Source organism: Micromonospora sp. NPDC049645 (assembly GCF_040675155.1).
GTDB lineage: Bacteria > Actinomycetota > Actinomycetes > Mycobacteriales > Micromonosporaceae > Micromonospora.
The window spans coordinates 124159-139068 of the sequence record NZ_JBFAOI010000002.1 but is presented as its reverse complement, the minus strand read 5'-3'; the positions used below and the strand labels follow the sequence as shown (position 1 = coordinate 139068).

At 72.4% G+C, this 14910-nt stretch carries 10 protein-coding genes; 4 read left to right on the top strand and 6 right to left on the bottom strand.

Annotation, left to right across the window (positions count from 1 at the left end):
• The first annotated feature begins 97 nt into the window (after positions 1–97).
• Complete coding sequence (locus AB0J33_RS06185) at positions 98–1318, top strand: low temperature requirement protein A (RefSeq protein WP_363610467.1); 1221 nt, start codon at positions 98–100, stop codon at positions 1316–1318.
• A gap of 51 nt (positions 1319–1369) precedes the next feature.
• Positions 1370–2233, top strand: a complete 864-nt coding sequence (locus AB0J33_RS06180) for a DUF1028 domain-containing protein (protein WP_363610465.1) — start codon at positions 1370–1372, stop codon at positions 2231–2233.
• A 135-nt stretch (positions 2234–2368) separates the two neighbouring features.
• On the opposite strand, the gene AB0J33_RS06175 is transcribed toward AB0J33_RS06180, so the two are convergent.
• Together AB0J33_RS06175 and AB0J33_RS06170 are read right to left on the bottom strand one after the other, a co-directional pair.
• Positions 2369–3037 (bottom strand): maleylpyruvate isomerase N-terminal domain-containing protein, encoded by a 669-nt coding sequence (locus AB0J33_RS06175; RefSeq protein ID WP_363610463.1) that lies wholly within the window; start codon positions 3035–3037, stop codon positions 2369–2371.
• 9 nt (positions 3038–3046) lie between these two features.
• Positions 3047–3934, bottom strand: a complete 888-nt coding sequence (locus tag AB0J33_RS06170) for a phosphatase PAP2 family protein (RefSeq protein ID WP_363610461.1) — start codon at positions 3932–3934, stop codon at positions 3047–3049.
• A 221-nt stretch (positions 3935–4155) separates the two neighbouring features.
• Here AB0J33_RS06170 and AB0J33_RS06165 point away from each other — a divergent pair, with 221 nt between their 5' ends.
• On the top strand, positions 4156–4779 hold the full coding sequence (locus tag AB0J33_RS06165; protein ID WP_363611349.1) for a DUF3159 domain-containing protein: 624 nt from the start codon (positions 4156–4158) through the stop codon (positions 4777–4779).
• 307 nt (positions 4780–5086) lie between these two features.
• On the opposite strand, the gene AB0J33_RS06160 is transcribed toward AB0J33_RS06165, so the two are convergent.
• Positions 5087–7993, bottom strand: coding sequence for a glycoside hydrolase family 48 protein (locus tag AB0J33_RS06160; protein ID WP_363610459.1), 2907 nt, complete (start codon positions 7991–7993; stop codon positions 5087–5089).
• Between the two features lie 843 nt (positions 7994–8836).
• On the opposite strand from AB0J33_RS06160, the gene AB0J33_RS06155 reads away from it, so the two are divergent.
• A complete protein-coding gene (locus AB0J33_RS06155; RefSeq protein ID WP_363610457.1) occupies positions 8837–10180 on the top strand; it encodes a GH1 family beta-glucosidase in 1344 nt (447 codons plus the stop codon).
• 80 nt (positions 10181–10260) lie between these two features.
• On the opposite strand, the gene AB0J33_RS06150 is transcribed toward AB0J33_RS06155, so the two are convergent.
• The 3 genes from AB0J33_RS06150 to AB0J33_RS06140 form a co-directional block, all read right to left on the bottom strand.
• Complete coding sequence (locus AB0J33_RS06150) at positions 10261–10674, bottom strand: roadblock/LC7 domain-containing protein (RefSeq protein ID WP_203148617.1); 414 nt, start codon at positions 10672–10674, stop codon at positions 10261–10263.
• A gap of 5 nt (positions 10675–10679) precedes the next feature.
• Entirely contained in the window at positions 10680–13220 is a 2541-nt protein-coding gene (locus AB0J33_RS06145; RefSeq protein ID WP_363610455.1) for a nitrate- and nitrite sensing domain-containing protein, read from the bottom strand.
• A gap of 99 nt (positions 13221–13319) precedes the next feature.
• Complete coding sequence (locus AB0J33_RS06140; RefSeq protein ID WP_363610453.1) at positions 13320–14732, bottom strand: FGGY family carbohydrate kinase; 1413 nt, start codon at positions 14730–14732, stop codon at positions 13320–13322.
• Between the last annotated feature and the right edge of the window lie 178 nt (positions 14733–14910).

Below are 14910 nucleotides of genomic sequence, written 5' to 3'. Positions count from 1 at the left end.
CCTCGTGTTGGGCAGAATCGCCGGTTCCCGGCCGCACCGACCGGCCGGAGTGTTACCACTTCGAGGTGGACCGGACCAACGGCGCAGGCCGCTGACCATGGGTTCCCGGGCGGCGGGACACCTGGAGCCGGTCCCTGCGGCGGCCGCACCCGGGCGGGCGACGTTCCTGGAGCTCTTCTTCGACCTGGTGTACGTCTTCGCGCTCACCCGGATCTCGGCGCGCGCGTTCGAGGACCTGACCCTGGACCCGGGTCGGGAGCACGGTTGGGGGACGGTCACCGGCGGCGGCAAGACCCTGCTGTTGCTGCTCGCGCTCTGGGCGGTCTGGCAGGGCACCGCGTGGACGACCAGCCGGTACGACCCGTACCGGGTGCCGTTGCAGACGGTGGTGGTCACCGCGCTGGTGTGCAGCATGCTGATGGGGGTGGCCATCCCCCGGGCGTTCAGTGGGACCGGGCTGATGTTCGCGGTGGCGTACGTGGTGGCGCAGGTGACCCGGCCGGTGATCCTGTCGTTCGCGCTGGGGGCGCACCCGTACCGGCGGTTGAAGGTGCGGATGGCGGTGATCTACGCCGTCAGCGGGGTGCTCTGGATCAGCGGCGCGCTGTTGAGCACCAACGCGCAGGTGGTGCTCTGGTCGGCGGCGTTGGCCATCGAGTACCTGGCCGGCCGCTACGGTTGGCCGGTGCCGGGGTTGGGCCGTTCGACGATTTCCAAGTGGGAGATCGCTGGGGAGCACCTGGCCGAGCGGTACCAGCAGTTCTTCCTCGTCGCGCTGGGCGAGACGATCCTGGTGGCGGGTTTCGCGTACAGCAAGGGGCCGTACGAGATGGGGCACGTGTGGGCCTTCGCGCTCGCGCTGGCCACCTCGATCATGCTGTGGCGGATCTACGTGCAGCGGGCCGGTCGGATCCTGGGCGAGGCGGTGTTGAAGGCCCGCCACCCCGCCAACATCGGCCGTTCGGCGGCCGACACCCACCTGCTGATGGTGATCGGTCTCGCCGCCACCGCGATCGGCTACGAGCTGGTCATCGACCATCCGACGGGGCGGATCCCCGGGTCGTGGCTGGCCATGGTGCTCGGTGGTCCGGCCCTGTTCCTGGCCGGGCGGGCCCGCCTGGAGTACGAGGTGTTCGCGCGGGTCTCCCCGTCCCGGTGGATCGCCCTCACGGTGCTGGTGGCGTCGTCGGTGCCGCTGCTGCACCTGCCCGGAGTGATCGCGACCGGGGTCGGGGCGCTGGTGTTGGCCGGGGTCGCGGTGGTCGACGCCCGTCGGGCGCACGGCGCCCCACCGGAGCCCGCCGCGCCACCGTTCTGAACCGGTGGCGCGCCACGAGGTCCGGCCCGCGCGGGCGGCTAGTCTCGGCGGGTGACCTTCTCGCTCGTCGCCCGCTCCGCCGACGGCCGCCTGCACGGCGTGGCCGTCGCCAGCAAGTTCCTCGCCGCCGGGGCGCTGGTGCCGGCCGCCGCCGCCGAGGTGGGCGCGCTGGCCACCCAGGCGCACGTCAACCTCGCCTACCGGCCGCAGGGCCTCGCCCTGCTCCGGACCGGGGTGGCCGCCGCCGACGTGGTGGCCGGGTTGATCGCCGCCGACCCCGAGCGGGAGCACCGCCAGCTCGGAGTCGTCGCAGCCGGTGGCCCGGGTGCCAGTTGGACCGGCCCGGCCTGCCACCCTTGGGCCGGCGGGCGAACCGGCGACGGCTGGGCCGCGCAGGGCAACGTGCTCACCGGTCCGGAGGTCGTCGACGCTCTCGGCGCGGCCTGGCTGGCCGGGTCGACGCTGCCGTTCGCCGAGCGGCTGGTCGCCGCGCTGCGGGCCGGCGACGAGGCCGGTGGTGACCGACGTGGCCGGCAGAGCGCCGGCCTGCTGGTGGTCGAACGCGGCGGTGGGTACGGCGGCACCAGCGACGTGGTGGTGGACCTTCGGGTGGACGACCACCCGGAGCCGATCACCGAGCTGAGTCGGCTGCTCGCCGTGCACACCATGTTGTTCGGCCGGCCCGACCCCGCCACCCTGCTCGACCTGAGCGGCGCGGTCGCCGCCGAGGTGGCGGCGTTGCTCACCGCGCTGGGCCATCCGGTGCGCGAGGACGGCACGGAGGCGGCGTTGATCTCCTGGGCCGGGCTGGAGAACCTGGAGGAGCGGCTGGTGCCGGGGCGGATCGACCCGGTGGTGCTCACGCACCTGCGCGGTGTGGCCCCGCACGTCCCCGCGCCCCGCTCCGCGAGCTGACCGGTCCACACCAGCAGCGAAGGGCCAGCAGCGAAGGGCCAGCGGCGAAGGGCCAGCGGCGAACGGTCGCGCCCGGCCAGGTGTACGCGCAGCTCAGCGAGTCGTTTCCACTCGGTCGGGTGGGCGAGCCCGGGGTCAGCGGCCGAAGGTGAGCCAGCGGAAACCGGCGGCGTCGATCGTGGCCCGTTCCGGGGCGGTCAACGCCGCCCGGCCGGTGGTCTTGCGGATCAGGGTCAGCCGGTCCCAGCCCAACCCGGCCGGCGTCGGTCGCCCGCCGGTGAGCAGATCGGCGATGACCACGGCCGCCGGCGGGGTGAGCCACGGGGGCCGGCCCAACGCGGCGGCCAGGTCCAACCCGTGTACGCCCACCTCGACGACGCGGGTCCGCAGGAACTCGGTGAGGCGCATCGCGTCGCCGTGCCGGGTGCGCACCACCCGATCGGGCGGCGCGGCGCGGACCGCGGTGTCGGTGGCCCGCCAGGCCCGGTCGAACTCGGTCGCCTGGGCCGGCCGGTCCACCCGCAGCGCGTCGCGCTGGCCGCCGGCGATGCGGTCGGCGTCCACCTGCGTGGTGAACTTCGCGGCGCCGAAATAGCCGGCGGCGTCCACCTCGGCCCGTGGTGGGGCCGGCTCGGCGAGCATGTCGGTGAGCCGACCGGCGCCGGTGCGGACGTGCGCCACCAGGTCCCGGACGGTCCACGGAGGGCAGTCGGTGGGCCGGTCGAGGTCGCTGTCGACCAGCTCGGCCAGGATTCCGGTGAGCTGTGCGCACTCGGCGGAGAACGCCGCGAGGACCGACTCCACCGCGCCGGCTCAGCCCTTGACCCGGGGCACCAGCCGGTGCACGACGGTCAGCGCCAGCGCCATCACCACCGCCATCGTGCCGGCGATCCCGGCGGCGCTGCCCGCGTACCCGACGAACAGGGGGCGGCGGCCCAACTCCTCCGGCCCGGTGTCGCGCAGGTCGAGCAGCCAGGACAGGGACAGCCCGCAGGCGACCAGGGCGAGCACACCGGCCAGCCCGAGCACCAGCGCCGCGACCCGGTGCGCGTCGCCGGGGGCGACCTCGGCCTGCTCCCGCTGGGTGATCAACAGGACCAGCCCGGCCACCGCCGCCCACACGCCCACCACGAGGTACGCGGCGACGGCGTCGCTGGGCCGGTGCCAGCCGGCGGAGAGGGTGGCGACGCCGGCGATGGCGGCGTAACTGGCGCCGATGAAGGCACCGGCGGCCCGTACCTTGCGCGGCAGCACGAGCATCAGCGCGACCGCCACCGACGCGGCCACCGTGGCGTGCCCGCTGGGCAGGCTGTTGCCCACCGCGGCGCGTTCCGGGTCGAGGCCGAAGTCGGGCCGGTTCAGCCCGTACTTGAGCAGTTGGGTCGTGACGTTCGCGCCGGCGATCAGCAGGGTCGCCGTGATCGCCAGGGCGATCCGCCCCCGGATCAGCGCGATGAACCCGATCATCGCGGTGGCGGCCAGCAGCGAGACCACCGACATCGCGTTGAGGATCCGGTCGACCGGGCCGTCGATGGTGTCCTGCCCGATCCGGTTGCCGGTGAGCGCGACAGTGTCCACCCACTGCCCGATCTCGAGGTGCACCGCCACCCGCCAGACGGCGAGGAAGGCAGCCGCCTGGACAAGGGCCAGTACGACCAACCAGACCGCAGTCCAACCCCGTGCCGTCGCGCGCATCCGCACACCGTAGCGGCAGGTGTCGGCGGTCCAACGGGTGGCCCGCCGTCAATCGACGGTTAGGTTGGGCCGGAGACGAGGAGGCGGTGGTGAGCGAAACACCGGGGCGCGACACCGGCCGGGCCGAGGCCGGCCCGGACCAGCGTGCGGGCATCGACGCGGGCACGGGCGGGCCGGCACGGGCGGGCGCCGGCACCGGTCCGGAAGGGCCGGCGCGCACCGAGTCGCTGACGGATCTGCTGGGCGGGCGACGTGGCGCGATCGACGCCACCCTGCCGCCGCTGGCGTTCGCGGCGGGCTGGCTGTTGGGCGGCGAGTCGCTGTGGGGCGGGGTCGGGGCGGCGCTGGCCGTGGGCGCGGTGGTGGCCGGCGTACGGCTGCGGCGGGGTGACCGGCCCCGCTCGGTGCTGATCGGGCTGCTGGCCGTCTGTGTCGCGGCGTTGATCGCGGTACGCACCGGCCGGGCCGAGAACTTCTTTCTGATCCAGGTGCTGTCCAACGCCGCGAGCGCTCTGGCGTGGACGGTCAGCATCGTGGTGCGCTGGCCACTGCTCGGCGTGTTGGTCGGCGCGGCGCTGGGCCAGCGCACCCGGTGGCGGCGCGACCCGACGCTGCTGCGCGCGTACGGCCGGGCCAGTTGGGTGTGGACGGCGACCTACCTGCTGCGGCTCGCCGTGTTCGTGCCGCTCTACCTGGGTGGGCAGGTGCTCGCGCTGGTGGTGGCCCGGGTGGCGCTGACCTGGCCGCTGGTCGCCGCGGCGCTGGCGCTGAGCTGGGTGGTGCTGAGGCGCTCGCTGCCGGCCGGGCACCCGGGTGTGCGGCACCCGGTCGCACCGGCTCGCCGACCCTGACGGCGCGGGCGGACGCGGGCAAAAAAGTGGAGAGGCCGCCACGGGGGGAGCGGCCTCTCCGGTGACGTACGTTACTCCGTCACGGACCTCGGTGTGATCCCGCGACGGCCCGAATTTCTGGGCTTTTTCGCGGCTGGCTTCAGTCCGGGCGGTGGGGTGAGCCGGCCGATCCGCTGCGTCGGCCAGATGGCCGGCCCACCCCGGCCTGACCGTGGGTGTCAGGCCGTCCGCCAGCCCCGGTCCGTCGTTCCCCGGACCCGGGCCGGACCCCGGGGTGGGCGGTCCACGCCACCCACCCCGGGTCGTCTCAGCCGTTCGGGAACAGGCTGCCGTAGTCGGCGTACGCCATGGCGACGTCAGCCTGTGCCCAGAACCGGTGGTAGTTGAACTCAGGCTCGGCGCCACCGTTCAGGTACGCCTGCACCTTGGGCCAGTCCGGGTCGTTCTTGTAGAAGGACCGGATGTCGAGGAAGCTCTTGCCGGCGGCGATGGTGTCGCCGTTCGGCATCTTCCCGGTCCAGCCCGACGGGACGTAGAGGCCCTGCCCGGTGGACGCGTTGTAGACGTCGTCGAAGCGCCGGTAGTCGCCACGCTTCTCGGTGGTGGAGACACCCTTGGCGTCACTGGCGGCCGACAGCGCGTCCAGCAGCCCCTTGGCGGTGTCCTTCGCCGCCACGTTGCCCGACTTCGCGGCGTACGCGATCAGGGTCCGGGCGTAGGCGGCGGTGACGCCGACGTCCTGGCCCTTGGTGGTCACCTCGACGTGCAGGTTGGTGTTGGGCTGCGGGCTGGACGGGTTCCAGGTGGTCGGCTGGCCGGTCCACGCCATGTCCGACGGGATCGACCAGTTGCTGCCGAGGGTGGTGTTGGCGATGGCCCACGGCACCCACTTGTCCAGCAGCGCCTTGGCCTTCGCGTTGCCGGTCTGCAGGTACAGCTCGGCGATCCGCTGCATCGACCAGGCCTGCATGCCGAACCACTGGTTCGACGGCGGGTCGTTGTAGACCGGGTCGACGTCGTAGAACATGCCGTAGAAGGTGCTGGTGCCGCTCGGCGGCTGGGCGTAGCTGCCGTCCCAGCTGTTGGTGGCGCCACCGGCGATACCGCCCTCGGCGGACTGCAACCAGGTGTAGAACTCCAGCTGCCGCTCGAAGCTCTTGGTCCAGTCGGCGACGGCGGTCGACGACTGCGGCTTGAGCTCCGGGGTGTTGGTCAGCGCCCAGGCCGCGAACGGGTTCTGGTAGCCGAAGTGGTTGTGGCTGGAGCCGATCCGCCAGGACCAGTTCTGGCTGGTGTCGTACGCGCCGCCCCAGGCGTAGTACCAGGACAGCAGGTAGTGCGCCGAGTCCTTGCCGGTGCCGGCGGGGCAGGTGCTCGCCCCGACGCAGTTGCCGATCTTCTTGAAGTACTTGTCGAACATCGCGTACCGCAGGTAGTCGCCCATCTTGGCGGCCTTGGTGATGGTGGCCGCGACGTCGGCCTGCTTGTTCTGCGCCTTGGCCCAGGTCAGCGCCCAGTACGCGGCCTGCACGGCGCGGGCGTCGGCGTCCGGGGCGTTGGTGTACTTCCACTGCTTGGCGGGGGCGCCGGTGTCCTTGACGAACAGGTCGAGGTAGCCGTACTGGCCGCCGTGCTTGAAGGTGTCGCAGGACGGCTGCGGGACGGTCTCCCACACCGACTCCTGGGTGCCGCGCTGGAAGGTGTTGATGTACGCCGGCTTGGTGGTGCCGTCACCGCAGCGGCCGAAGCCGTAGGTGTTGTCGACGTCCATCAGCCAGTGCATGCCGTAGATGTCGCCGGTGCCGTAGGTGGACTGCAACTCCGCGCGCAGTGGGTCCTGCCCGACGGGGACGTTCGGGTTCAGCGCCGACGGGTACTGGCTGGGCAGGTTGTACTCCGCGGCGTACTGCGGGGTGCCCGCGGAGCCCGCGGTGGGCTGGTCGGCGTGGGTCGGGATGATGTACTTCTCCATCACGGTCCACGCGTTGTTGAACGGGGCCCAGTTCTGGGTGACCCGGCCGTAGTTCGCCTCCAGCCAGAGCCAGAAGCTGAACGCCTCCGAGGTGGTCTCGTGACCGTGGTCGGGCGCCTCGACGATCAGCGTCTCCACCGAGTGGTACGGCACGCCCTCCGGGCTGAAGTAACCGGAGTTCTTGATCTTGCCGTACTGGTCGAGGAACTTCGCGATGTAGGTGTTGTCGCCGCCCGGGGTGTCGTTGTCGATCTCGGTGGCGGTGACCGCCAGCGAGGCGAGACCCGTGGCGGAGGCGGTGATGGTGGCGGCGCCGCCGACGGTGTCGGTGTCCTCCGCCGCGGCGACCGTGACGGTGACCCCGGTGTTCCAGTTGCTCGTGGTCAGCGTGGCGGTGGCAGGCGAGACCGTGACGTCGGTGTCGCCGGTGCGGGTGAGGGTGACCGGCACACTGGCCGTCGGCGCGGCGCTGAGCTTCAGGTTGAAGGTGCTGGTGCCACCCTCGGTGACGCTCACCGCGGACGGAGTGGCGATCAGCGTCGGGCCGCTGGCGGTGCCGACGGTGAACGCCTTCTCGTCGACCCCGATGCCGTTGGCGTTGTCGTACGCCTTGGCCTGGACGGTGTAGCTGCCGGCCGGCAGGTCCTCCTGCGTGTACGCGTACGGGGCGGAGGTGTCGGTGTTGATCAGCAGGCCGTTGCGGTAGAACTCGACCTTGCTGATCGTCCCGTCCGGGTCACTGGCGGTGGCGGTCAGCGGCACGTCGGCCGGCGCGGTGAACGGCCCGCTCGGCAGGCCGAGCGAGACGGTCGGCGGCTGGTTGGCCGGGGTGCCGTTGCAGGGGGTCCCGTTGAGGGTGAACGAGGTGGGCTTCGGGTTGCTGCCCGAGTGGGAGCCGTTGAAGCCGATGGTGGTGGAGGCCCCGGTGCCGAGGTTGCCGTTGTACGACTCGTTGGTCGCGGTGACCTCGCTGCCGGACTGGCTGAACTTGGCCGACCAGCCCTGGGTGACCCGCTGGCTGCTGTTCGGGAAGGTCCACTTGAGCGTCCAGCTGCTGACCGGGTCGCCCAGGTTCTTGATGGTGACGTTGGCGGTGAAGCCGGTGTTCCAGTCGTTGGTCGCGTAGACCACGTCGCAGGCGGGTGCGGCCTGTGCGGCGCCGGCGGGCAGGGTCACCCCGCCGACGGCGAGCGCGGCGGCGGCGATGATCGCCACTCGACGGCGTCGTGCCAGTTGTCTCATGTGCGCGGTGTCTCCTCGGACCAGGCCGGGATGGTTCCCCGGCGAGGCGCCTGCCCGCGAGGGTGGTGGTTCCGCGGGGATGTCGAGGCGCCGGGAAGGTGGTCTTCCCCGGGCCCGGCCGGGGTCGGCGGTGCGGCCCGCACGGGAAAGGGTCCCGCCGGCTGATCGGGTGACCGTGACCGGAGGTGTTGCCGCCGGCTGCCCTCGGTGGACCCGCACTCACGCGATGTGGCTCCTGTCGCGTCGAATCGACAGTGTGTCATGGAAGCGCTCCCACAACAAGCGCACGGAGCGCGGAAGCAGCTCGTTGTTTCGATCTCGTTTTGGGGCTTTCACAAAGGCGTGACGGGCGTTACAGTCGCAACATCGGTCGATGGGAGCGCTTCCATCGACAAGGTTCCAACAAGAAGATCGCCGGGGCCGTCTCTGACGGGCCCGGGGAACCAGAACCGAGGGCCGACGACGGGCCAGCCCGGACGCCGTCGTCAGCCATCGTCCCGCCACATGGAGGGAGGTGGAACCAGAGCCACTCGCGTGGCCCGGCTCCCGCGCGACACGCACGGCAGGACCCAAATCTCGCCCGTGTGTGTGCAGTTACGGTGGGGACGGGGGTTGCCCTCCCCCGTCCCCACACTAAACCCCCGTACACGATAGGAAAAGAGGCCGACGGGACAGGCGCGCCGCGCCGCCCGGACGGCCTCGTTCGCTGCTCGGGGCCACACCCGCCACCCACCCGCCAGCGCCGGCCGCCATGACGGCCGGCTGACCGGCCGGCAGCGCCTGCCCTATCATGGGAGCGCTCCCGAATCTTCGGCGGTGGTCCCGTATCCATGAGGAGAATCCATGTCGATACCTATCGGGCCCGCCGGCCCGCTGCGCTTCCCGGACAACTTCGGCTGGGGCGCGGCAACCTCCGCGTACCAGATCGAGGGCGCCGCCAAGGAAGACGGGCGCGGCGAGTCGGTCTGGGACACCTTCAGTCGCGTGCCAGGGCGCACCCGCAACGGCGACACCGGCGACGTGGCCGCCGACCACTACCACCGCTACGCCGAGGACCTCGACCTCATGCGCGACCTCGGGTTGCGCAGCTACCGCTTCTCCATCTCCTGGCCCCGGATCCAGCCCGACGGCGCGGGCGCGCCCAACCAGCGCGGGCTCGACTTCTACCGGCGCCTCATCGACGGCCTGCACGAACGCGGAATCACCCCGATGGCCACCCTGTTCCACTGGGACCTCCCGCAGGCACTCCAGGACGCCAACGGTTGGGAGTCGCGCGACACCGCCCACCGCTTCGCCGACTACGCCGACGCGGTCTTCCGCGCCCTCGGTGACCGGGTGCCGATCTGGCTCACCATCAACGAACCCAAGACCGTGGTGCAGAACGGCTACCTCACCGGCCACCACGCCCCCGGCCGGCAGGACCCGGACGCCGCCTACCTGGTCGCCCACCACCTGCAACTCGCACACGGGCTGGCCGTCGGCGCGCTGCGGGCCACCGGCAGCGACAGCCGGATCGGCCCCGCGCTCAACCTGCACCCCTGCTACCCCGCCGACGACTCCCCACAGGCTGCCGCGGCCGCCCACCTCTACGACGGCTACGAGAACCGTCTCTACCTCGACTCCCTACTCAAGGGCAGCTACCCCGAGGACCTGTTGGCCGACCTGGGCCCGCAGAGCCGGATGGTCCAGGGCATCCGCGACGGCGACCTGAAAATCATCTCCGCGCCGATCGACCTGCTGGCCGTGCAGTACTACACCCCGATCTACGTCACCGCCGACGGCGGCACCGCGCATCGCTGGGCGACCTCCGAGGCCGAGTGGCAGCAGATCTACCCCGAGGGGATGTACGACCTGCTGACCCGCATCACCCGCGACTACGGCCCGATCCCGCTCACCATCACCGAGAACGGGCTGCCCACCCCGGACACCCTGGCCGCGGACGACACCGTCCAGGACACGGGTCGGATCAGCTTCCTGCGCGATCACCTCACCGCCGCACACCGGGCCATCGCCGACGGGGTGCCGCTGGAGAGCTTCCACGTCTGGTCACTGCTTGACAACTTCGAGTGGGACCAGGGATACGAGCAGCGCTGGGGCCTCGTCTACGTGGACTACCCGACCCAGCGGCGGGTGCTCAAGAACAGCGCCACCTGGTACCGCTCCGTCATCGCCGACGGCGGCTTCTGAAGGCGCCGCCACCCGGACGGCCGGGCCCGGACGGCTCGGCTGCGGTGAGCCGGTGACCGTCCGGGCCTCGGCCGGAGCACTCAGCGGGGCAGGGCCTGCTGCAACTCGGCCCGCAGGGCCGGCGTGAGCATCTCCCCCGCCTGCTTGGCCAACCGGGCCATCTCGTAACCGACCACACCGATGTCGGCGTCACCGGCGGCCAGCGTGGCGAGGATCGAACCGTCGCGGATCTGCATCACCAGGAAGTAGCCCCGGCCCATCTCGACCACCGTCTGCTTGACGACATCGCCGTCGAACATCTGGGCCGCGCCCGCGGTGATGCTCATCAACCCGGACGTCACCGCGGCGAGCTTGTCCGCGTTGTCCCGGGGCAGGTGGTCGGAGATCGCCACCAGCAGCCCGTCGGAGGAGACCACCACCGCGTGCGCCACTCCCGGCACCCGCTCCGCGAACGCGCTCACCAGCCAGCTCAGGTCACGCGCCTCCTGGCTCAACGTCGTCACTGTCGTCGTCCCCCTTCGTGGTGCCCCCCGGACGGTGGCACGGGTATCTCGGTGGTGTCCTCGGCCTCGGCGCGCCGTACTCCGCTGTAGAGCCGCGAGAGCATGCCGCCGACCGCCTCCGGGTCCGGGTCTGTGCGGATCGGTGCCGACATCGGTTGGGCCGAACGGGTGACCGCGCTCAACTGCGCCATCGGCACCCGCACCGGCAAGCCCCGCTCATTCGTACCGGCGGTCACCGGAATGCTCGGCGGCGCCGCCGGGGCGGGCACGGCCGGCGTCGACGGGCCCTGCCGTGACCACCAGCCTCCGCCGTCGCCCCGGGCAACGGCCGGGGTCAACACGTCCTCGGCGCGCACCGGCACCGGTCGACCCTGACGCGGCACCGCGACGCCCGGCGGGCGGCCGGCCACCGGCAGATCCACCGCCGCGACGCCCGGCCCCGGTGCACCGGCCCCCCGGACGGCCCCGGGCTGGTCGGCCACTACCCCCCGGGCCGCGCTCGTGGCCAGCATCCGGGCCGGCGGTGGCGCATCCAGCTCCGCCGCGCCCGCCGGGGCCAGCAACAGCGCGGGCAGGCCGAGCCGGGCGACCAGGCCATCGTCGCCGCCGTGCAGCCGTACCCGCACACCCAGCCGGGCGGCGAGGTGGCTGACCACGAAGAGGCCCATCCGCTCCACCGCCGCGACGTCCGCGGCCGGTGGGCTGGCCAGAACCTCGTTCGCCTGCACCAGCGCGGCCGGGCTCATCCCCAGGCCACGGTCGACGATCTCGACCAGCAGGGCATCCGCCTCGACCCGGGCGGTCACCACCACGACGGTGTCCGGGCGGGAGAAGGCCGTGGCGTTCTCCAGCAGCTCGGCCAGCAGGTGCACCAACTCGCCCACGGCGTGCCCGACCACGTGCACGTCGGCCACCGACTCGATCCGAACCCGCTGGTACTGCTCGATCTCGGCGGCGGCGGCCAGCAGCACCGCACCCAGGCTGACCGGCCGGTTCCACCGACGGGTGGAATCGGTGCCGGCGAGCACCAACAGGCTCTCGTCGTTACGGCGCATCCGAGCGGCCAGGTGATCGAGCTTGAACAGGTTCTCCAGCTGGTCCGGGTCGCTCTCCTCGCGCTCCAGGTCGTCCAGCAGCTCCAGCTGGCGCTCCACCAGCACCTGACTGCGTCGGGCCAGGTTGACGAACATCGCGTTGACGTTGCGCCGCATGAGCGCCTGCTCGACGGCGACCGTGACCGCGCTGCGGTGCACCGCCACGAACGCCTCGGCCAGCTCGCCGATCTCGTCGAGCGAGCGGACCACCGCCGGCGCGACGTCGATGCGGGGCACCCCGCCGGTGACGGTCTTCAGCCGGTCCAGTGCGTCCGGCAGTTCGACCTGGGCGATCCGCAGCGCCTGGCTGCGCAGCATCCGCATCGACCGGGCGACCGACCGGCCGATGAGCAACGAGATCAGCAGGGCGACCAGCAGCACCGTGACGACCCCGCCGACGACCAGCAGGGTCGTCCGCAACTGGCCGCTGCTGGCCTCGTCGGCCTGCCGTACGGCGTCGTCCAGCACGCCCGCCTCCAGCTGGCGCAGCAGCTCCTGACGCTGCTGGCTGGCCGACCACCACTGCTCCGAGGGCAGCACCTGCGGCGACGCGCCGCCGGACGACAGGCTGCGCTCCTCCAGCCCGGTGGCGACCAGGAACATCGGGGACACCGAGGTCTCGTCGTAGCGGCGGATCTGGTCACTGGTGGCCGCCACCCGGAACGCGCCGAGCGCGGTGAGTTGCTGGCCGCGCAGGTCGGCGAGGACCACCCGGTCCTCGGTGCCGTACCCGCCGGCACGGGCGGCGCCGTAGAGCTGGGCCCGCACCCGGGAGGAGAGTTCCTTGACCCGGGCCAGCTGCACGTAGCGCAGCACCGCGTCGTTCAACGCCGGTTGGTTCTGACCAGGCTTCGGCTCGGCGAGCAGGTCGAGCAACGCGCCGATGGCCCGGTGGTAGTTGCTCAGGATGGTGTCGCTGCTGAGCACCGCCGGCGGAATCGCCGGGCGGATGTCGACCACCTGGTCGTACGCCTCCAGCGCCTCGGAGAAGGCGACCCGCCAGGACGCGTCCGCGTCGGCCAGCGGCTCGGCGGCACGGCTGAGGTCCACGATGGCCTTGTCGGTGGCCGCCTGCAACGGCTTCAGGTCGGCCGCCGCGGTCTGCCGGTCACCACCCTTGCGCAGCTCACCCAGCTCCCCCGCCGAGCGGTCCCGCTCCTGTTGGAGCTGGTGCACCGCGGCGGTGATCTGCCGGCCGATGCCGACCTGGCTGGAGAAGTCGCTCAACGCGGTCGTCTGCCCCACCAGCGCGCTGGTCTGCACCCCGGCGAGCAGGAGGAACGCCATCGACGGGACCACCAGCACGGTGGCGAGCTTCGTGCTCATCCGCCAGTCGCGCAGCCGGAACGGCGACCGCCGTCGATGCGGAACGACCCGGACGTCGAAGCGGCGCCGGCGATGGTTCGACACCGCGCCGTTCGCCGGGTCGGGACCTGCCGCCACCCTGCCTCCTCCGTCCTACCGCGTCCACCGCGGTACGGGGAGCGCAGTCCATCCAACCAGGCTCGGTACCGCTGTCAACGGCCCGGGCGAGGCCGAGGTTCAGGAAGGATACTGCGGGTGGGAACCTCCTGCCGTGGTCGGCAAAACCAGCTCGTCCGTCCGGCCGATGTCGGCGAGCTCGATCGCGTCACCGAACCGCCCGAGCGCCACCAACGCGGCACCGGTGGCGCCGATTTCCGGGTTGCGTTGGTGCGACACCGGGCGCGGTGCGAGCGCGGTGGCGAAGGCCTGCCGCCACCACACCGAGGCGGCCACCGCGCCGCCGCCCAGCACCACGCCGACCGGTTTGTCGATCGTGGACTCCAGCACCCCGAGATCCGCGGCGACCAGCTCACACAACCCCTGCATCAGGCCGGCCAGGATGTCGACCGAGGTGGTGCTGAAGCTGAGGCCGCTGAGCTGACCGCTGCCCGCCGGCGCCAGGCCGGGAGCCCGGTCACCGCCGAAGCGCGGATCCGCCGGTCGGCCACCGCCCGCCGGCACCAGCGCCAGCGCCGCGTCCAGCTCGGCGCCCTGGGGCAGCCGCAGCTCCCGGTTCGCCCAGGCGAAGAGGTTGCCACCGTTGGCGTACGCGGCACCGGTCACCACGTGGTCGTGGTCGACCCGGTAACGCCACAGCCGTTCCGGGAGGCGGGGCATCGGTTCGCCGGCCGGGATCCGCTGCATCAGCCGTACCGCCGCGGAGGTGCCCACGGTGACGGCGGCCCGGCTCGGGTCGACGCAGCCCGAACCGACGTTCGACGCCCCACCGTCGCCCACCGGCGCCGACCACCGGGCCTGCGCCAACTGCGGCCACCGACGGGCCAGGTCGACCCGGAGCCGACCGTGCCAGTCCAGCTCGCCGAGGGGCGGCAGCTCCGGTGCGCGCGCACCGGCGAGCGCCAACGCCTCCTCGTCCCAGCGCAGGGTGCGCAGGTCCAGCAGGCCGGTCCCGGACGCCTGGGAGATCGACATGGGCGCCGTGTCGAGCAGCTCGCCGAGCACGTACTCGGGCAGGCCGACGAACCGGGCGATCGGGCTGCCGCACTGCTCGCGCACCCAGGGCAACCGCATCGACCAGTACGAGCGGTGCCACCAACAGCCGGTGCGCTGGTGGAAGCCGTCCGGGTCGGCCGGCCCGGCGGTGCCGCCGACCGGGGCGGGCCGGGTGTCCAGCCAGGTGATCACCGGGCCCATCGGGGTGCCGTCCCGGTCCAGCGGAAGCACCGAGTGCCACTGGGCGGAGACCGCCACCAGGTCGACGTCGTGCAGGTGGCCCGCGCCGGCCAGCTCGTCCAGGCACTCGACCAGGGACGCGAGATAGTCGCGGCCGGACAGCGTGCCGGTGCCGTCGTCGCCGATGGCGAGGTCGACCTTGCGGCGGGCCAGGGCGCCGGGCAGCGGCTGGGTGTCCGCGTCCAGCACCAGCCCGCGTACCGAGGAGGTGCCCAGGTCGAGCGCGAGAATGTTCATCGACGGTCAAGTTACCCGGTGTCAGCCGGGCGTCGGGCGCGTAGGGTGGATCGCATGCTCGCGCAATTGACCAGTTGGTGGCCCGCCGACCCGGCGGCCATCTCCCGCGCGTAGCTCCATCCACGCGGCCGCCATCGAGGCGGTCGCCGGATCTCCCGGCCAAAGGGCCGCCCCGACG

Excerpts from the sequence above, each read along its gene's own strand:
- AB0J33_RS06185 (WP_363610467.1), top strand. The coding sequence starts at position 98 with ATGGGTTCCCGGGCGGCGGGACACCTGGAGCCGGTCCCTGCGGCGGCC.
- AB0J33_RS06160 (WP_363610459.1), bottom strand. The coding sequence starts at position 7,993 with ATGAGACAACTGGCACGACGCCGTCGAGTGGCGATCATCGCCGCCGCC.
- AB0J33_RS06155 (WP_363610457.1), top strand. The coding sequence starts at position 8,837 with ATGTCGATACCTATCGGGCCCGCCGGCCCGCTGCGCTTCCCGGACAAC.
- AB0J33_RS06140 (WP_363610453.1), bottom strand. The coding sequence starts at position 14,732 with ATGAACATTCTCGCGCTCGACCTGGGCACCTCCTCGGTACGCGGGCTG.